Origin of the sequence: Pseudomonas sp. JUb52, assembly GCF_004341115.1 — a bacterium.
GTDB classification, from domain to species: Bacteria; Pseudomonadota; Gammaproteobacteria; order Pseudomonadales; family Pseudomonadaceae; genus Chryseomonas; species Chryseomonas oryzihabitans.
In genome coordinates, this window is the sequence record NZ_SLYS01000002.1 from 462,682 (window position 1) to 481,429 (window position 18,748).

The following is an 18,748-nucleotide window of genomic DNA, read 5'->3' on the forward strand; positions in this document are numbered from 1 at the left end:
GACCGAGGTATCCCATGGATCTTCTGCAAACCTTCTTCAACTGGAACGTGCTGGTCGAATCCCTGCCCCTGATGATCCGGGGCCTGGGCGTGACCGTTCTGCTGGGCCTCGTGAGTATCGTCCTGGGCCTGGTCGGCGGCCTGTTGCTGGCGCTGCTGCGCCTGTATTCCTACGCGCCGGTGCGGCTGCTGGCGCGCATCTACATCGACATCATGAGGTCAATCCCGCTGCTGGTCCTGCTGGTCCTGATCTATTACGCGCTGCCCTTCGTCGGTATCCGCCTGTCCTCCTTCGCGGCGGCGGCCAGCGCGCTTTCCCTCGTGTCCTGCGCCTATAGCGCCGAGATCTTCCGCTCGGGCATCGAAGCCATTCCCCGTGGTCAGTTCGAGGCGTCGGCCGCCCAGGGCATGAGCTTCTTCAACACCATGCGCGATGTCGTGCTGCCCCAGGCGATCCGCATCGTGCTGCCGCCCACGACCAGCAATTGCATCAACGTCATGAAGGACACCGCCCTCGCCTCGGTGGTGGCGATGCCGGACCTGCTCAAGCAGGCCACCCAGGCCCAGGCCCTGACCGCCAACCCTACCCCGCTGGTGGGCGCCGCCCTGCTCTATCTGCTGCTGCTCCTGCCCATGGTGCAACTGGTCAGCTGGGTCGAAAGACGCAATGGCATGGGAGGCAAGACCGCATGAGCACCCTGATCGACATCGAACACCTCGACAAGTACTACGGCAATTTCCAGGCGCTGAGCGACATCAATCTGCAGGTCGAGGAAGGCGAGGTGGTGGTCATCCTCGGCCCGTCCGGCTCCGGCAAGTCGACGCTGATACGCTGCATCAACCTGCTGGAAAACTACCAGCAGGGCCATATCCGCGTGGCCGGGGAACGGGTCGAGAACGGACCCCGCCTCGCCGGTATCCGTAGCGAAGTAGGCATGGTCTTCCAGAGCTTCAACCTCTATCCGCACCTGAGCGTCCTCGACAACGTCTCGCTGGCGCCGATCCGGGTGCGCGGCCTGAACCGGCGCGAGGTCCATGCCCGCGCGCGGGAGCTGCTGGTCAAGGTCGGCATGGGCGATCACGCCCACAAGTACCCGAGCCAGTTGTCCGGCGGCCAGCAGCAACGGGTCGCCATCGCTCGCACCATGGCCATGGAGCCCCGCGCCATCCTCTTCGACGAGCCCACCTCGGCGCTGGACCCGGAGATGGTCGGCGAGGTGCTCGACGTCATGCAGAACCTGGCCCGCTCCGGCGTCACCATGGTCGTGGTGACCCATGAAATGGGCTTCGCCCGCCGCGTCGCCGACCGGGTGATCTTCATGGAGAGCGGTCGCATCGTCGAACAGAACAGACCGGAACCCTTCTTTACCGCCCCTCAGGAACCCCGCACCCGGGCCTTCCTGCAGGCCATCCTGCACCACTGATCCTGGCTGGAGAAAGTCGCGTGAATTCCCTCGATATCGCATACGTTCGCAAGCAGTTTCCCGGTCTGGCCGCCGACTACGCCTTCATGGACAACGCTGGCGGCTCCCTGGTGTTGCAAGGGGTCGCCGACCGAGTGGCCGACTACCTGCTCAACAGCAGCGTCCAGCTGGGCGCCTCCTACCCGCCCTCGGTCGCCGCCGGCGAACGGGTGATGCAGGCGCGCCGCTCGGTCATGCAGCTGATCAACGCGGCCCACCCCGACGAGGTCATCATGGGCGGCTCGACCACCCACCTGCTGCAGATACTCTGCCGCGCCATCGCGCCCTTGATCGCGCCTGGTGACGAGATCATCGTCACCAATTGCGATCACGAGGCCAACATCGGCCCCTGGGTCCGGCTCTGCGAAGACCGCGGCGCCACCCTGCGCGTCTGGCAGGTCGATCCCGACAGCCTCGAGCTGGAACTGGACGACCTGCAGGCGCTGCTCGGCGACAGGACCCGCTATGTGGCGGTGACCCACGCCTCCAACATCCTCGGCTCGATCAATCCCGTCGCCGAGATCGCCCGCCGCGTCCATGCCGTGGGCGCGCAGCTGTGCGTGGACGCGGTGGCCTATGCGCCACACCGGCTGGTCGATGTGCAGGCCAGCGGCGCCGACTTCTATGTCTACAGCTTCTACAAGACCTTCGGCCCGCACTTCGCCGTACTCTGGGGCCGTCGCGATCTGCTGCTGGCATTTCCCAGCCTCAACCACTTCTTCATCGGCCAGGAGGTGGTGCCCTACAAACTGCAGCCCGGCAACGTCAACTACGAGCTGTCCTTCGGCTGCATTGGCATCTCCGACTATCTGCTCGACATCGGCGACCGACTGGGCGTCCAGGGTAGCGAGCGCGAGCGGATGCAGGCAGCATTCGACGCCTTCGAGGTCCAGGAAGATGCCCTCGCCGAGCGGCTGCTGGGCTTTCTGCGCCAGCGTCCAGGGGTTCGGGTCATCGGCAAGACCAGCGTCCAGGCGCGCGTGCCCACCATCAGCTTCGTGGTGGAAGGGGTGCGCTCGGAAGCCGTGGTGCTCAAGGTCGACGAGCAGCGCATCGGCATCCGCTTCGGCGACTTCTATGCCCGGCGCCTGATCGAAGCCCTGGGCCTGGCGCCCCAGGGTGGCGTGGTGCGGGTGTCGCTGGCGCACTACAACACGCTCGAAGAGATCGACCGCCTCATCGCCGCGCTGGATCAGGCAATCACCGAATTGCGCTGACCGGCGCCTCTCCTTTCCCTCTGCCGAGCGTTTTTCATGGCCTTACCCGAAACCCTTGCGGAGCTGCGCGATTGCATAACCGCCCAGCACGAACACCTGTCGGAGCGGCTGCGCGATGCGGCCCGCTTCCTCATCGACAATCCGCACGAGATCGCACTCAGCACGGTCGCCGAGCTGGGCCGGCGCTCCAACATCGCCCCGGCCGCCTACATCCGCCTGGCCCAGGCGCTGGGCTTCGCCGGTTTCAAGGATCTGCAGCGGCTGTTTCGCGCGCCGCTGCAACAGGCCGCCGATACCCACAGCGAGCGCATCCGGCATTACGGCGGGGAAAAGCTGCTGGACGATCCCAGCGACGTCGGCGCGATCCTGCGGGAGTTCAGCCAGGCCAATATCGTGTCCCTGGAACACCTGGCGGAAGGCGACCAGCAGGCCAACATCGAAGCCGCCATCGCCCATCTGCAGGTCGCACGTACGACCTTCGTCATCGGTCTGCGGCGGGCCTTTCCGGTGGCCGCCTACCTGAGCTACGCCCTGGCCCGCGTAGGCCGACGCGCCGTGCAGATCAGCGGCGGCGGCGGCACCCTGCCGGAGCAGGTCAGCGCCATCGCCCAGGACGATCTGCTGATCGCCGTAAGTTTTCCGCCCTATGCGAGGGACACCGTCGAAGCCTGCCGTCAGGCGCGCGAGGCGGGTGTGACGCTGGTGGCCATCACCGACACCGTGCTGAGCCCGATCGGCAAGATGGCGGAGACGGTGATAGAGGTCAACGATGCGGAGCTGCTCGGCTTTCGCTCCCTCACCGCCTCCTTCTGCATCGCCCAGACCCTGGCCATGGGACTCGCCTTCAGCCGGGGCGATACCGATGGCGCCTTCGACCATGAACGGCTGAAGGACATCGACTGCTGAGCCCCTGCGCTCACCAGGTAGTTCACAACAATCACTTCAGGAGTAGACCCCGATGCTGTCACCTGCACGCGATTTGGTGGGTTATGGAAGACAACGCCCGCAAGGCACCTGGCCCAACGGCGCCCGTCTGGCCATCAGTCTGGTGATCAACTACGAGGAAGGCTCCGAGCGCTCGCTCGCCATGGGCGATCCGGACCAGGAATCCATGACGGAATGGGGCAGCTACGCCATCCCCGCCGGCACCCGTAACCTGGCCATGGAATCCATGTACGAATACGGTTCCCGCGTCGGCATCTGGCGGATCCTCGACATCCTCGACGAGCAGGCGGTGCGCGCGACCTTCCATGCCTGTGCGGTAGCCTTCGAACAGAATCCCGACGTCGCCCAGGCGGCAGTGGCCGGTGGCCACGAGATCTGCAGCCATGGCTATCGCTGGGAGGAAGTCTTTCGCCTCAGCGAAGAAGAGGAGCGCGAGCATATCCGCCTCGCCGTCGAATCCTTCGAGCGCACCTGTGGCAAGCGGCCGGTCGGCTGGTATTGCCGCTACGGCGCCAGCATCCACACGCGCCGGCTGGTGGCCGAGGAAGGCGGTTTTCTCTACGACTCCGACGCCTACAACGACGACGTCCCCTACTTCGTCGAGGTCGAGGGCAAACGTCATCTCGTCGTGCCCTACACCGCCGACGTCAACGACTTCCGCTATTGGAATTCGCCCGGTCTGTCCCAGGCGTCGGACTTCCTCGAATACATGAAGGAAAGCTTCGAGGTCCTCTACGAGGATTCCGCGACCGGACCGCGCATGATGTCGATCGGACTGCACCCACGCATGGTCGGTCGTCCGGGTCGGGTCCGGGCGATCAAGAGATTCATCGAATACGCCAGGCAGTTCGAAGGGGTGTGGTTCGCGACCCGCGAAGAGATCGCCCGCGCCTGGCTGGAAAGGGCTGACGGCTAGCCTGACCCACCGCGCCTCAGAGCTATCCTCACCGTCCAGGCGCAGTGACGACAGCGATCCTAGCCGGGGACAGGAGGGCCGCCATGCGTTAGGGATTACCGAAGGTCAGGTTCAGAACCGGGCAATCAGGACGACCCCGGCAATCATCAGGATCGCGCCCAGCAACCGCCAGCCGTTGACCGCATGCTGTTCCATGGAAAACAGGCCGAAGTGATCGATGGCCAGGCTGGCGATGAGGTTGGCGGTGATGGTGACGCCGTTCACCGGCGCTGCGCCGAGGCGCTGGATGAACAGCAGACCGGCGAAGACCGCCACGGCGCCGGCGATGCCACCGAGGGGCGCCCACCAGGGCATGTCGCCGATCTGGCTGATCGAAGGCAGCGGCCTGGGCATGCAGATGAACAACCCGATCGCGACGAAGGTGACCATCACGAAGGACACCGAGGTCGCCAGCCAGGGATTGACCAGCGCCTTGTTGAGCGAGCCGTTCATGGCCGCACCGGCGGCCTGCAGGAATCCGGCAACGACGATAAGGATATAAGCCCAGTTCGCGGTATTCATCAGGAGTGGTCTCGGAGCGGAGCATGGGAGAGGCGCGAGGGCGCTTGAGCGCCCTCGCGAGGCCAGAATTACGACTGGACACATCTTGTAAAAGTGCCGTCTCGCTCGGACTTGAAGGCTCTACACCGGGATATCGGCGGCTTTTTCGACCAGCGGGCCTGCCTCCTGCCTGGAACGATGCCGATCCCGTCAATCGGTCCGCGCGAGCCCCGTTGCGACCTTGCGCCCCTCCTCCGCCTAGGCCGATGTCCGAGCGGTCGGTGCCTGGGCGTCCAGGCACCAACCGCTCGGAGACTCCTAATCAAGAGCCCGGCCGCTCTGGGAGCTTGCCTAGTTGGCGATGGCCCTGACCGCCTCCAGCACATCCCGGGTGGCCTGCCGGGTCGCCTCTGCATCGGCCCCCACCTTGGGGCCCAGCACGACGCAGCTGTCCCTGTAGGAAAACACCTTGCCAGTCTGCTGGTTGATCAACTCACCCTTGGCGTTCTCGGTGATCCGACAGTCACGCACGGTCTGGCTGCCCTTCGCGACCACCACCGGACTCCAGACATAGGGGCTGTCGAAGCCATGCTCGGCATGAGGATAGGTATGCACCTGGATATCGGCCCCCTGCTGCTCGAGCGTGGCGAAATAGCCCTCGCAGCGGGAATAGGGATCGTAGTTATCGGCCAGGCCATGGTAGACGCGCAGCGGCTTGGCGACGACCCTGTCCTGCTCGCGAAAGCTGATCGAGCAGTCGGGATAGAACGACAGATAGCCGGCGAACTGGAAGTCCTGGCTTTTCCAGCGTCTGTCGAAGCGCTCCATGGCGGCATAGAGCGAGGCCTGCCCACCGCGGGAAAAGCCCATGAGGATGATCTTGCCTGGATCGACCCGGGGATGCCGCGCGAGCAAGGCGCCGGCGCGATAGTCATCCAGCACGAAATTGAGCCGCCCCAGCTGGGCCTGGTCGGTGGTGGTGCTGGTGATGCCCCGGCCCGAGAAGCCATCCACCGCGAAGGTGGCGATGCCGGCCTGATTGAGCTGCCGTTGCCAGTAGGTGATGTTGGCGCCCACCCCGCCCGACCCATGCTGAAGAATCACCACCGGTACCCTGCCCTCGCCTGGCGGCAGCGACAGCACGCCACCGAGCAGGACCTCGGTGCCGCCCTTGTCCCCGGTCAGGAATTGCTGATCGCTCAGGGTCAGCGAGGTGAAGGTCAGCACCTCCTGGCGGGCGGGGATATCGGTTGCCGGCAAGGTGACCGCAAGGGCCGTGGCACTGGCCAAGCAGGCAATGGCCGCGAGCGAGGAACGCAGGGATCCAGCGGACAGATGGCGCATCGGTTGCATCCTTGTTGTTGGGTCTTCCCAGAGTAGCCAATCGGCGGTGCCCGGTAAGGGCAGCGGCGAGCAGAACACGCCGCACTAGCCAGAATTGGCACCTTTGCCGCGCAATCCTGCCTTGAGGTACGAAACTTGTAGCTTCCGCACTACCGGCCCTTTGCTACCCAAAAGGTTTCCTAAATGCACCAAGACGGCTCCCTCGCGTTACCGCCGCGCGTCCGGCATCGGTATACCGGTGACATCGACGAGCACGCGCTCTGCGTCGAGGGCTGGCGCATGCAATACGATCAGCTGTCGGCGGGGCGCTTCCACGGCGAACTCAGCGATCTCTGGCTGGACGATCTCAGCCTGCTGCGGGACAGATCCAACCAGGCGATGCTCAAGAGTGGCGAAGCCCAGGGCAACACCCTGACCTTCAGCCTGCCCATCGGGAACGCGGGCGCCCTGCACTGTGCCGGTCATACCCTGCATGACGCCCAGTTGCTGGTGGCGCGCGGGGACGACCTGCCGGAGCTGCGCACGCCGGCCAATCTCGAACTGCTCTGCATCAACCTGCCGGAAGGCGAGATGGCGCAGTTGCTCGCCTGCCAGCGCAGTAGCCTGAGCGTGCGCGACCTGCCCGGCTGCTATCGGCTGCCGGCGGGGGGCGCCTACCTGGCGTTGGCGCGGCTGGCCCAGGAGCTCTTCGCGCCCGAGGCGCGGATCTTCACCTGGCTGGCGCATCCGCGCACGCGTACCGTGCTACGCGACACCGTGCTGACGCACCTGCTCGACCTGCTCGATACGGGAGAACCTCATGAACTGGCCCCCAGTGCGCGCTTGCGGGTGATCCGGCGGGCACGGGAATACGCCCTGGCGCATCCGGACCAGCCGCCCAGCATCCTCGAACTGTGCAACAGAGTCGGCGCCAGTCGACGCAAGTTGCAGTACTGTTTCCAGGAGACGCTGGGCATCAACCCGGTGGCCTATCTGCGGACCCTGCGCCTCAATGCGGCCCACCGTGCCCTGCGCCGGGGCGCGGGCGAATCGGTACAGGACGTCGCCGCCCAATGGGGTTTCTGCCATCTCAGCCGTTTCGCCCGCGACTACCAGAGACTGTTCGGGCAACTGCCCTCCGCCACCCTCAAGGCCGCCACGCAGAAGTGCTGAATCTGGCTAACGGCGGGTAACGGCTTTCCCTCAGGCTCGAATGGCCAATAAGAAGAGGGAACTCCATGAACGTTACCCGCCAGCTTCACGTCCTTGCCGTCGGCCTCGCCACCCTGGGGATGACCGCCGCGAGCCACGCCACCGAAAGCGGCTCGCCCACCACCGCTTTCGGGGTCTACGACTTCGGCGCGGGCTTCACCCCGCCGCCCACGCCCCACGGCACCCTGGGCCTGCGCGCCAACTTCTATCGCGCCACCACCCTCCGCGACAGTCATGGCCGCGACAATGGCAACGACTTTTCCATCGATGTGCTCTCCCTGGGTCTGGCCTATCTGAAGATGACCGACACCCGGGTGCTGGGCGCCCGCTACGGCTTTGGCGGGGTCCAGCCGTTCTTCAAGATGGACGCGGATCTCACCGTCAAGGCCAATGGCGTGCCGGTGTTTTCCGACAGCGCCGAGCTCTTCCGCCAGGCCGACATCCAGGTCATTCCGCTGATCCTGCAATGGGAGCCCTCGCGCAACCTGGGGGTGAACTTCTGGTTCCAGGTGCAGGCGCCCACCGGGGACTACGACAAACGGCGACTGGTGAATCCGGGTACCAACCACTGGACCGTCTCGCCGATGCTCAACCTGAGCTACATCAGCGATTCGGGCTTCGAGGTCTCGTCCAGCTTCCAGGCCGACTTCAACAGTCGCAACCCCGCCACCGACTACCGCAGCGGCACGGAATACCGTCACGAATTCGCCGTGGGGCAGCACCTAGGCCCCTGGACCCTGGGTCTGGGCGGCTACTACTACCGCCAGCTCACCGACGACGACGCCCCCGGACTCACCCGCGGCAATCGCGCCCGGGTGCTGGCGCTGGGACCGGCGCTGAGCTTCTTCCAGCCTGGCCTGCCACCGGTCTGGGTACACCTCTACAAGGAAGTCGACGCCCGCAACCGCGCCGAGGGCTACGCCTTCGCCGTGCGGCTCTCCCACAGTTTCTGAGGATCCGCCCATGACCTCCAACGCCTCCCCCCGCCCCACCCCCGGCCGGCGCCAGGGCGCCGTACTCCTGCTCGGCAGCAGCCTGACCATCATGGGTTCGGTGATGGTCGCGCCGATCATACCCAAGCTGGGCGCCGAATTCGGCCCCGTCGAACCCCGGGCCGATCTGTTGATCCCCCTGGCGATGACCGGCCCTGCCCTGGCCATCGCCCTCTTCGCTCCCCTGGCCGGCTGGCTGGCCGACCGCCTGGGGCGCAAGCGCCTGCTGGTCCTGGCGACGCTGTGCTATGCGCTGCTTGGCATGTTGCCGGCGCTGCTGCAGTCGCTGCCGACCATCACCCTCGCGCGCCTGGTCTTCGGCCTGGCCGAAGCGGCGGTGATGACCTGCTGCGTGACGCTGATCGCCGATTACTGGCAGGGCAGCCGGCGCCTGGCCTATGTCAACGGCCAGGTCATCACCATCAGCCTGGTGGGCTCGCTGTTCTTCGTGGTGGGTGGCGCCCTGGGCGAGCATTCCTGGCGCACGCCCTTCTATCTCTATCTGCTGCCCCTGCTGCTGGTGCCCTTCATGCTGCGGCTGCTGTGGGAGCCCAGCCGCGCCAGTGTCCAGAGTCGCCTCGACGAAGGTCCCGAGCGCAGTGCGCCCCTGCCGCTGCTCGTCAACTACCTGCTGGTCTTCGCCGGCATGGTGCTCAGCGTGGTGGTGCCCATCCAGAGTCCGTTGCTGCTGGTGCAACTGGGCGTGACCTCCAGCACCCTGATCGGCGCCTCGGCGGGCCTCGGCCTGCTGGCCACCCTCGGCGGACCGCTGCTCTGGCCGCTGTTGCGCCGCTGGTGGGGCCTGGCCGGCTGCAACGCCGTGCTGCTGGCCTGCATGGGCAGCGGTCTCTGGCTGCTGGTGACCGCACGCAACTACGAGACCGTGCTGGTGGCGGTGACCATCCACGGTCTGGGCGTCGGCATGCTGGTGCCCAACACCATGGCGCCGGTGATGGGCGCCCTCAGCGCCCGCGCCCGGGGTCGCGGCATGGGTGGCTACACCGGCTGCCTCTACCTGGGCCAGTTCGCCAGTCCGTTGGTGGTGGCGGTGCTCCTGCCCTTCGCCGGTGATCTGCACCTGGCCATCCGCGCCCTCGCCAGCGCCGCCCTGGTCGCCGCGCTCGCCTGGGCCGCCGCCGGCCTGCTCAGGCGCAAGGCCGCCCTGCCGACCCCGTCGCGCTCTTCCTGAATTCTCATCGAGGATCTTCCATGCACAGCCTGCAATCCCTGCTGGACACCCACGACGGCCACGGCCTGGCGACGCTGCTGCGGCAGCGCGAGATCACGGCGAGCGAACTGCTCGAAGCGGTCATCGAACGCCTGGACACTGTGGAACCGTCCCTCAATGCCGTGAGCGAGCGACTCTATGACCAGGCCCGCGCCGCGGCCAGGGCGCCGCTCGACGTCACTGCGCCCTTCGCCGGAGTCCCGACCCTGGTCAAGGACCTCTTCACCCCGCTCGCCGGCGCCCGCATGACCAATGGCTCCCTGGCCCTGGGCGAAGCCCGCCCGGACTTCGACTGTGAACTGGTCACCCGTTTGCGCCAGGCCGGTTGCCTGTTCGTCGGCACCACCACCTCGCCGGAATTCGGCACCTCCTACAGCACCGAATCGCGCCGTTTCGGCGCCACCGCCAATCCCTGGAATCCGGCCCACAGCGCCGGCGGTTCGAGCGGCGGCGCCGCGGCCCTGGTCGCCGCCCGGGTAGTGCCCTTCGCCCATGGCAACGACGGCGGCGGTTCGCTGCGGGTACCGGCCTCCTGCTGCGGGATCTTCGGCCTCAAGCCCAGTCGCGGCCGGATGCCCTCCGGCCCCATGGTCGGCGAAGGCTGGGCCGGCATGGGCACGCCCCACGCCATGAGCCTCTCGGTGCGCGACAACGCCCTGCTGCTGGACGCCACCGCCGGTGCCGACCTGGGCGCGCCCTATGCCGCACCGCGCCAGGACCTACCCTTCGCCAGCCTGCTGGAACGCGATCCGCGCCCGCTGCGCATCGCCCTGGTAGAGCACCTGGCGCCCTGGCCCAGCGGTCCCGACGCCCTGGCCGCGGTGCGCCACACCGCGCGGCTGTGCGAAAGCCTTGGCCACCACGTCGAGCCGGCGACCCTGCCAGTGGACCTGCCCCGCTTTCTCGACCAGGTCTTCGACATCATCGGTCCCAGCACCCGCCACTACCTGCAGGTGCTGGGCACGATGCGCGGCGCTCCGGTCAGCGAAGAGGAGCTGGACGCCCGGACCCGGGTGATCCTGCGCGAACGGGGCGACATCCCTGCCCACCGCTACGCCGCTGCGGTGGAAGGCCTGCATGCCCTTGGCCGGACCCTGGCGCGCTTTCTCACCGACCATGACGTCATCCTCACCCCCACCCTGACCCGCGAACCGCCGCGCCTGGGCGAGCTGGATGGTCCACACCAGGAGCGCCCGCTGGCCGAGGCCATCGCCGCCTTCCACAGCTACTCGCCCTTTACCGCCCTGTTCAATGCCAGCGGCCAGCCAGCCATGTCGGTACCGCTCTGGTGGACCCCCAACGGCCTGCCCCTGGGCAGCCACTTCGCCGCGCGTTTCGGCGAGGAAGGCACCCTGCTGGCCCTGGCCGCCCAGCTGGAACGCGCGCAACCCTGGGCGGCACGGCGGCCGCCGTTGTCAGGCAACCGCTGAAGCCTTGGCCGCCGGGCAACGGCGGCCGCGGTCATGGGTGGCAGACGGAGAGGCCCTTCGCAAACTGGAAGGCATCCTGTCACCCGTTTCGCTTGGATGCTCGCTATACTGGCCGCGCACGGCCTGTGACGAATACCTCTAGCATCCGTGCCGGAGGCTTCAGCCTGTTGTCGCTCGCCATCTTCCTGCTGCCCCGGTAGGGCACCGTACGAGCGACCCGATGAGCACCCCCACCTCGACTCAAGTCCCCTCGTACACCCTGGCCCAGGACCTCGATCTCATCGCCGAGATCGCCGCAGTGCCCAAGATCCTGGATGTGGTCTGCCAGATGACCGGCATGGGCTTTGCCACCGTCGCCCGGGTGACCGACGATCGCTGGATCGCCTGCAGCACCCTCGATCTGATCGGCTTCGGCCTCCAGCCCGGTGGCGAGCTGGAAGTCAAATCGACCATCTGCGACGAGATCCGCGACCATCGCCAGCCGGTGGTGATCGACGACGTGGCGCTGGACGACCTCTACCGCCACGATCACACGCCCCGGCAGTACGGCCTGCGTAGCTATATCTCGGTCCCCATCGTGCTGGACGACGGCAGCTTCTTCGGCACCCTCTGCGCCATCGATCCGCAGCCGGCCAAACCCAGCAGCCCCGAGATCCTGTCCGCCTTCGAACTCTTCGCCGACATGATCGCGTTGGAGATCGGCGCCCAGCGCCGCTTCGCCGCCGCCCGCGACGTCCTGCACAGCGAGGGCTTTTCCCGCAGCCTGCTCCAGGCCAGCCTGGATTGCGTCAAGGTCCTCTCCGCCGAGGGCCATATCGAATTCATGAATGCCCAGGGGCTGGAGCTCAACCAACTGCAGTCCTTCGACCAGGTCATGGGTTGCGAGTACGCCGCGCTCTGGCCCGACGAAGAAGTCGCGAAGATCCGCCACGCCGTCGCGCGCGCCGGCGAAGGCCAGACCACCCGGGTAGAAGGTTTCTGCCCCACGGCCCGCGGCGAGCCGCGCTGGTGGGAGGTGTCCTGTTCGCGATTCGTGGTGGCCGGCACCGGTGAGGTGAAGATCGTCTGCATCTCCCGCGACATCAGCAGTCGCATCCTTGCCCAGCAGGCACAGCAGGCCCGCGCCGAAGCCATCGCCGCGCTCAACAGCGAACTGGAGCAACGCATCTCGGAGCGCACCGCCGAGCGCGACCAGATCTGGAATTGCTCCACCGATCCACTGTGCGTGGCTGACCTCGAAGGTTTCTTCGTCAACCTCAACCCGGCCTGGACGGCGACCCTGGACTGGTCGCTCGAAGCGCTCAAGGCCCGCCCCTTCCTTACCTTCGTCCACGCTGACGATCTCGTCGCCACGCGCCAGGCGTTCCGGGATATCAAGCAGGGCATCGCGTTGATCAACTTCGAAAACCGCTATCGCCATCGCGACGGGTCCTACCGTTGGTTTTCCTGGAATGCCACGCGCAATGGCGAACTGATCTATGCCACCGTGCGCGACGTGACCCGGCAACGCCAGCAGACGCTGGATCTGGCAGCCGCCGAGGATGCCCTGCGCCAGGCGCAGAAGATGGAGGCCATCGGCCAGCTCACCGGCGGCGTGGCCCATGACTTCAACAACCTGCTCACCGTCGCCCGCACTTCCTGCGACCTGCTCAAGCGCCCCAACCTCAGCGAGGCCCGTCGCGAGCGCTACATAGAGGCGATTTCCACCACCGTGGATCGCGCCGCCAGACTGACCGGGCAACTACTGGCCTTCGCGCGCCGCCAGACCCTGGCACCCGAGGTGTTTTCCGCGCGGGACAATGTCCTGGCCCTGAGCGACATGCTGGAAACCCTGCTCGGCTCGCACGTCGGCATCGCACTCGAAGTGAACGACGACCCCTGCCTGGTCTACGCCGACGCCAGCCAGTTCGATACCGCCCTGGTGAACATCGCGGTGAACGCCCGTGACGCCATGAGCGGTGGCGGGCGCCTGACCATCGGCGTCGGTACCGTCGCCAGCATTCCGGCTAGCGGGGCTCAGCCGGCCCTTGACCTCCCGGCCGTGGCCGTCACCCTGGCGGACAGCGGCAGTGGCATCACCCAGGAGCACCTGGAGCACATCTTCGAGCCCTTCTTCACCACCAAGAGAGTCGGCCAGGGCACCGGTCTCGGCCTGAGTCAGGTGTTCGGCTTCATCAAGCAGTCCGGTGGTGAAGTACGGGTTACCAGCGAAGTCGGCCGCGGGACGACCTTTCACCTCTATCTTCCGCTCGCGCCGGCAACCGGGCAGCAACCGGCCCTCGATGATTACGCGGCGGTGGCCGATGGCGGCGGGATCACTGTCCTGGTGGTCGAGGACAATCTCGAGGTCGGTACCTTCGCCGTCGACCTGTTGAGCGATCTCGGCTACCACGCCGTGCTGGCCGCCAACGCCGAGATCGCCCTCGCCCTGCTCGCCGACCAGCCAGGCCAGTTCGACGTGGTCTTCTCGGACGTCGTCATGCCCGGCATGAGTGGCCTGGACCTGGCCATCAAGATCAGACGCCTTTATCGCAGCCTGCCGATCCTGCTGACCTCGGGCTACAGCCACGTGCTGGCGACCAACGGCGCCCAGGGCTTCGAGCTGATCCACAAGCCCTACTCGGCGGAGGCCTTGTCACGTCGGCTGCAGGAAATCATGGCCGAGCCCGAGTCGCACCTGGCGACCTGAGGTACGCCGCCGGCAACGCTGGCCTCCGGCCCGCCCCGGCAGTGAGTGCCCGCTCCGCGCACCATGCCGGAGCAGGATAAGGCGCGACGGAGTACCGGGACGGACCGACAGCGGCCATCCCTCCTGCGCGGGCGATCAGGTAACATGCGCCGCCGCGGGCCAGTGGCCCTCTTTCTATCGGTAAGGAGTCATAGTGTTCGATACCCAGGTCATCATCATCGGTGCCGGCGCGGCCGGCTTGATGTGCGCCTTGAGCGCTGCGGCGCGCGGGCGCCGGGTGCTGGTACTCGACCACGCCAACAAGGCCGGCAAGAAGATCCTCATGTCTGGCGGCGGCCGCTGCAACTTCACCAACCTCTATTGCGAGCCCGCCAACTTCCTCTCGCAGAACGCGCATTTCTGCAAATCGGCGCTGGCCCGCTACACCCAATGGGACTTCATCGCCCTGGTGGCCAAGCACGGCGTGCCCTATCACGAGAAGAAGCTCGGCCAGCTGTTCTGCGACAACAAGGCCAGCGACATCCTCGCCGTGCTGCTGGACGAGTGCGAACAGGGCGGCGTCGACATCCGTCTCGATACCTCGGTGCAGGAGATCACCCGCCTCGACCCGGGCGGCTATCAGCTGCAGACCAGCCTGGGCCCGGTGCGTGGCGAGTCCCTGGTGATCGCCACCGGCGGCCTGTCCATCCCGACCCTTGGAGCCACCGGCTTCGGCTACCAGGTCGCCCGCCAGTTCGGCCATCAGCTGCTGCCGACCCGCGCCGGTCTGGTGCCCTTCACGATCACCGATCCGCAGCTCAAGGAATTCTGCAGCGCCCTGTCCGGTACGGCGGTGGAAGACTGCCGGATCAGCTGCAACGGCCAGAGCTTCGTCGAGAATCTGCTGTTCACCCACCGCGGCCTCAGCGGTCCGGCGATCCTGCAGATCTCCTCCTACTGGCAACCCGGCGACAGCCTCAGCATCGATCTGCTGCCGCACCTCGACCTGGCCCAGTGGCTCGCCGAGCAGCGCCAGGCGCGGCCCAACAGCGAACTCAAGACGCTGCTGGGCGAGCTGTTCACCAAGAAGATGGCCACTCTGCTGGCCGACAGCTGGTTCCAGTCCAAGCCGTTGAAGCAATACACCCCGGACGAACTCAAGGCCATCGCCGCACGCCTGCACGATTGGCAACTGGTCCCGGCGGGCACCGAGGGCTACCGAACCGCCGAGGTCACCCTGGGTGGCGTCGACACCCGCGAGGTGTCGTCCAAGACCCTGGAATCGCTGAAGTCGCCTGGCCTGTACTTCATCGGCGAGGTGCTGGACGTCACCGGCCACCTGGGCGGATTCAACTTCCAGTGGGCCTGGGCGTCGGGTTACGCGGCGGCGCAGTACGTCTAGGTCGCGACTCAGACGGCCGCGGACGGCCAGGTCTGGCTCGCAATACGCAGGAAATTCCCGCCCAGGATGGCGTCGATGTCATCGGTGCTGTAGCCCCGAGCCGCCAGTTGCGCAATCAGCTCAGGCAGCGCCTCGGGTTGCAGCTGGGCGTGACCATGCGGCTGTCCATAGTGGCGGGCGGGCCACCAGTCTTCAGCATCGACGCCAGCGGGAAGGTCATGGTCGGCCGGGCACAGCTCGGTATCCAGCCCGATGCCGATATGGCGGGTCCCGATCCGCTCCGCCAGGTAGTCGATCTGGCGGACATAGCTGGCCACCGAGGCCGCGGGATCGCCGAGAAAGATGCCTAGCCCCGTCAGGCCGATCACGCCATCCTGATCGGCACAGGCGCGGATCTGCCGATCGCTGATCGTCCGGGGATGATCGTGGAGCGCCTTGATATTGGTATGGGAAAACACCACCGGCCGCGTCGAGACCGCCATGATTTCCAGGCTGGCGCGCTCGCTCGCGTGGGCACAGTCGAGGGTGATGCCTGCCGCATTGCCGGCCGCCACAACCTTGCGACCCAGCGCGGTCAGACCGCCACCCGCGCCATGGCAACCCCCGGCGCAGGCGTTATCGCGGTTGTAGGCGAGCAGCATCTGACGCACCCCGAGGGAGGCATAGAGCCCGACCATCGCCGGGTCGTCGAGCAGCATGGTCGAGCCTTCGAGATCGAAGGAAACGGCCAGCCTGTCTTGCTCATGCGCACGGTGGATGTCGGCCACCGTGCCGACGAGGCGGAAGTCATCGGAATGTCGAGCCAGCCAGGCGCGGAAGCCGGCGAGGGTTTGCAGCACCGTCGCGAAAGGCGTCATGTCCATGCCGACGTTGATCGACACGTGATGGAAGCCGGCTTCGCGATAGCGACTCAAGCCAGCCATGTCCTGCCCCGGCACCAGCGGCAGGCAGGCATGCGCCTCCCAGCGTATCGGCCTGGGTCCCGCGGGTATGGCTGCGACCGTCTGCATCGGCGTTCCCCTGCGCATGTCTCGAGGGGTTCAACATAGCATGCAGACGGAGGCCAGGGTCCGCCCGGCCCGCCTCGGCGCTAGCCGACGTTCACGGCCCGCAGCAGCGCCGGATCCACGGCTCTTGCCTGGTAGCGCACCGACGCCTGGCCATAGGCCTGGGGATCGAGCACCTGGTCCCAGCCTGCCGGCGCCTGCCGCTGAACCGCGACGACTTCGCTGTGCGCCGCCTTGGGCTGCGGTGCAGCCTGGGCGCGCCTTTCGTTGATCTCGGCGGCCATGGCGGTGTAGCTGGCGGTGCTGAGCAGGGCGAGAGCGGCCATCTTGTTGAAGACGTTCATGGTGAATCCTCCAGTCTTGAACACGGGGGCTGGCGTCGCCGCGGAAAACGGTCCGGCGTCAGTCACGGTTCCACCTTGCGCCCAGGCGTCTTAACGCTGTCTTAACCCCTCTGAACCCGACCTGAACGGCTGCGACAACCTGCCCCAGGCGCTGGCCACTGGCCAATTGATCTGGATCAGTTTTGCCCAAGGCCAGCAGGCGCATCCTGCATGCAGCCACCACTCCGTCCCCGGAGGGGCGCCACGGCTCGCGAGGTCGCCATGAACGGACGCCTGGTCAAAGAACTGCTGGTCATCCTCCTGATCAAGCTGGCGCTGCTGATGGTCATCAAGAGCCTCTGGTTCAGCGCCCCCACGGTCCCGCCCGACGCCACCCAGGCGGTCAGCGCCCACCTGCTGGACTAGTACCCCTTCCCTTCGCTTGAGGAGATTGCCGGGATGATCTCGGAATCCGTCGTGGACCTGTCACGCCTGCAATTCGGCATGACCGCGCTGTATCACTTCATCTTCGTGCCCCTGACCCTGGGGCTGGTGGTGATCCTGGGGATCATGGAGTCGGTCTATGTGATGACCGGCAAACAGGTCTACAAGGACATGACCCAGTTCTGGGGCAAGCTGTTCGGCATCAACTTCGCCCTGGGCGTCACCACCGGCCTGACCATGGAGTTCCAGTTCGGCACCAACTGGGCCTACTACTCCCACTATGTCGGCGACATCTTCGGCGCGCCCCTGGCCATCGAGGGCCTGATGGCCTTCTTCCTGGAATCGACCCTGATCGGGCTGTTCTTCTTTGGCTGGGAGCGGCTGTCGAAAGGGCAGCACCTGCTGGTGACCTGGCTGGTGGCCCTGGGCTCGAATCTCTCCGCGCTGTGGATCCTGGTGGCCAATGGCTGGATGCAGAATCCGGTCGGCGCCGAATTCAACTATGTGACCATGCGCATGGAGTTGGCCGACTTCGGCGCCCTGCTGCTCAATCCCGTCGCCCAGGTGAAGTTCGTCCACACCGTAGCCTCGGGTTACGTCACCGGCGCCATCTTCGTGCTGGCGATCTCCAGCTACTACCTGCTCAAGGGCCGCGACATCGGCTTCGCCCGGCGCTCCTTTGCCGTGGCCGCCGCCTTCGGCACGGCCGCGGTCATCTCGGTGATCGTGCTGGGCGACGAATCCGGCTATCGCGTGGGCGAGGTACAGAAGGTCAAGCTGGCCGCCATCGAAGCCGAGTGGAACACCGAGGAAGCCCCCGCCTCCTTCACGCTGTTCGGGATCCCCAACCAGCAGGAGATGCGCACCGACTACGCGGTGAAGATCCCCTATGTGATGGGCCTGATCGCCACCCGCTCCACCACCGAGCAGGTCACCGGCATCAAGGATCTGGTCAAGCACTACGAGGAGCGCATCCGCAGCGGCGCCCAGGCCTATGCCCTGCTGGAACGGCTGCGCGCGGGGGACAACTCCGCCGCCACCCGTGCCGCCTTCGATGCGCGCAAGCATGACCTGGGCTATGGCCTGCTGCTCAAGAAGTACACCAACGACCTGCCCGCCGCGTCCGACGAGCAGGTGCGCAAGGCCGCCCTGGACACCATCCCCAACGTGGCGAGCGTGTTCTGGACCTTCCGCATCATGGTCGCCTGCGGCGTGCTGATGCTGGCCCTGTTCCTCTGCGCCTTCTGGGCCTCGACCCGGCGCAACGAACTCAAGAAGCCCTGGCTGCTGAAATGGGCGCTGCTGAGCCTGCCACTGCCCTGGATCGCCACCCAGACCGGCTGGTGGGTCGCCGAGCATGGTCGCCAGCCCTGGACCATCAGCGAAGTACTGCCCACCCACCTCTCGGCCTCGACCCTGGCCCCCGCTGACCTCTGGGGCTCCATCGGCGCCCTGGTGACCTTCTACACCCTACTGCTGATCGTGGAGCTGTACCTGATGATCCGCTTCGCCCGCCTCGGCCCGAGCAGCCTGCACAGCGGCCGCTATTACCACGAACGCGCCGCCCAGGTCGGCGACGCCCTGCGCCAGGCCGCGGTGGCCAAGCCCGCCGCCCCGGCCACCGTCTGAGGAGACCGCC

General features: G+C 66.5%; 17 protein-coding genes. 13 read left to right on the forward strand and 4 right to left on the reverse strand.

Going from position 1 to position 18,748, the window contains the following annotated elements; all coding sequences use genetic code 11:
- The first annotated feature begins 14 nt into the window (after nucleotides 1-14).
- From EC839_RS05335 to EC839_RS05355, 5 genes are read left to right on the forward strand one after another with little or no spacing between them, the layout of a single operon-like run.
- A complete protein-coding gene (locus EC839_RS05335) occupies nucleotides 15-692 on the forward strand; it encodes an amino acid ABC transporter permease (RefSeq protein WP_132832405.1) in 678 nt (225 codons plus the stop codon).
- Complete coding sequence (locus EC839_RS05340) at nucleotides 689-1,423, forward strand: amino acid ABC transporter ATP-binding protein (protein WP_132832406.1); 735 nt, start codon at nucleotides 689-691, stop codon at nucleotides 1,421-1,423. Before EC839_RS05335 ends, EC839_RS05340 begins: the two co-directional genes overlap by 4 nt.
- 20 nt (nucleotides 1,424-1,443) lie before the next feature.
- Nucleotides 1,444-2,679, forward strand: coding sequence for a cysteine desulfurase-like protein (locus EC839_RS05345; protein WP_132832407.1), 1,236 nt, complete (start codon nucleotides 1,444-1,446; stop codon nucleotides 2,677-2,679).
- Between the two features lie 36 nt (nucleotides 2,680-2,715).
- Nucleotides 2,716-3,585 carry a MurR/RpiR family transcriptional regulator gene (locus tag EC839_RS05350; RefSeq protein WP_132832408.1) on the forward strand — a complete coding sequence of 290 codons (870 nt, stop codon included), beginning with the start codon at nucleotides 2,716-2,718 and terminating at the stop codon, nucleotides 3,583-3,585.
- A 52-nt stretch (nucleotides 3,586-3,637) separates the two neighbouring features.
- The gene (locus EC839_RS05355) at nucleotides 3,638-4,540 is read left to right on the forward strand and encodes an allantoinase PuuE (protein WP_132832409.1); all 903 of its coding nucleotides are present in this window, start codon (nucleotides 3,638-3,640) and stop codon (nucleotides 4,538-4,540) included.
- Between the two features lie 111 nt (nucleotides 4,541-4,651).
- On the opposite strand, the gene EC839_RS05360 is transcribed toward EC839_RS05355, so the two are convergent.
- Both EC839_RS05360 and EC839_RS05365 read right to left on the reverse strand, forming a co-directional pair.
- The gene (locus EC839_RS05360; RefSeq protein WP_132832410.1) at nucleotides 4,652-5,101 is read right to left on the reverse strand and encodes a DMT family transporter; all 450 of its coding nucleotides are present in this window, start codon (nucleotides 5,099-5,101) and stop codon (nucleotides 4,652-4,654) included.
- 330 nt (nucleotides 5,102-5,431) lie between these two features.
- Entirely contained in the window at nucleotides 5,432-6,424 is a 993-nt protein-coding gene (locus EC839_RS05365) for a dienelactone hydrolase family protein (RefSeq protein ID WP_132832411.1), read from the reverse strand.
- A 183-nt stretch (nucleotides 6,425-6,607) separates the two neighbouring features.
- On the opposite strand from EC839_RS05365, the gene EC839_RS05370 reads away from it, so the two are divergent.
- From EC839_RS05370 to EC839_RS05395, 6 genes are all read left to right on the forward strand, one after another.
- Nucleotides 6,608-7,576 (forward strand): helix-turn-helix domain-containing protein, encoded by a 969-nt coding sequence (locus EC839_RS05370; protein WP_132832412.1) that lies wholly within the window; start codon nucleotides 6,608-6,610, stop codon nucleotides 7,574-7,576.
- Nucleotides 7,577-7,641: 65 nt separating this feature from the next.
- A complete protein-coding gene (locus tag EC839_RS05375) occupies nucleotides 7,642-8,568 on the forward strand; it encodes a transporter (protein ID WP_132832413.1) in 927 nt (308 codons plus the stop codon).
- A 10-nt stretch (nucleotides 8,569-8,578) separates the two neighbouring features.
- On the forward strand, nucleotides 8,579-9,796 hold the full coding sequence (locus EC839_RS05380; protein WP_132832414.1) for an MFS transporter: 1,218 nt from the start codon (nucleotides 8,579-8,581) through the stop codon (nucleotides 9,794-9,796).
- A 20-nt stretch (nucleotides 9,797-9,816) separates the two neighbouring features.
- On the forward strand, nucleotides 9,817-11,265 hold the full coding sequence (locus EC839_RS05385; RefSeq protein ID WP_132832415.1) for an amidase: 1,449 nt from the start codon (nucleotides 9,817-9,819) through the stop codon (nucleotides 11,263-11,265).
- A 220-nt stretch (nucleotides 11,266-11,485) separates the two neighbouring features.
- Nucleotides 11,486-13,954, forward strand: coding sequence for a PAS domain-containing protein (locus tag EC839_RS05390; RefSeq protein WP_132832416.1), 2,469 nt, complete (start codon nucleotides 11,486-11,488; stop codon nucleotides 13,952-13,954).
- 193 nt (nucleotides 13,955-14,147) lie between these two features.
- Nucleotides 14,148-15,335 (forward strand): NAD(P)/FAD-dependent oxidoreductase, encoded by a 1,188-nt coding sequence (locus tag EC839_RS05395; RefSeq protein ID WP_132832417.1) that lies wholly within the window; start codon nucleotides 14,148-14,150, stop codon nucleotides 15,333-15,335.
- An 8-nt stretch (nucleotides 15,336-15,343) separates the two neighbouring features.
- On the opposite strand, the gene EC839_RS05400 is transcribed toward EC839_RS05395, so the two are convergent.
- Together EC839_RS05400 and EC839_RS05405 are read right to left on the reverse strand one after the other, a co-directional pair.
- Entirely contained in the window at nucleotides 15,344-16,345 is a 1,002-nt protein-coding gene (locus EC839_RS05400) for a dipeptidase (RefSeq protein ID WP_132832418.1), read from the reverse strand.
- 80 nt (nucleotides 16,346-16,425) lie between these two features.
- On the reverse strand, nucleotides 16,426-16,686 hold the full coding sequence (locus EC839_RS05405; protein WP_132832419.1) for a hypothetical protein: 261 nt from the start codon (nucleotides 16,684-16,686) through the stop codon (nucleotides 16,426-16,428).
- Between the two features lie 261 nt (nucleotides 16,687-16,947).
- Between EC839_RS05405 and cydP the strand changes: the two genes are divergently transcribed.
- Entirely contained in the window at nucleotides 16,948-17,091 is a 144-nt protein-coding gene (gene cydP, locus EC839_RS24125; RefSeq protein WP_017641416.1) for a cytochrome oxidase putative small subunit CydP, read from the forward strand.
- Nucleotides 17,092-17,124: 33 nt separating this feature from the next.
- Nucleotides 17,125-18,738: a cytochrome ubiquinol oxidase subunit I gene (locus EC839_RS05410; protein WP_132832420.1), complete on the forward strand. Its 1,614-nt coding sequence runs from the start codon at nucleotides 17,125-17,127 to the stop codon at nucleotides 18,736-18,738.
- Nucleotides 18,739-18,748 lie beyond the last annotated feature (10 nt).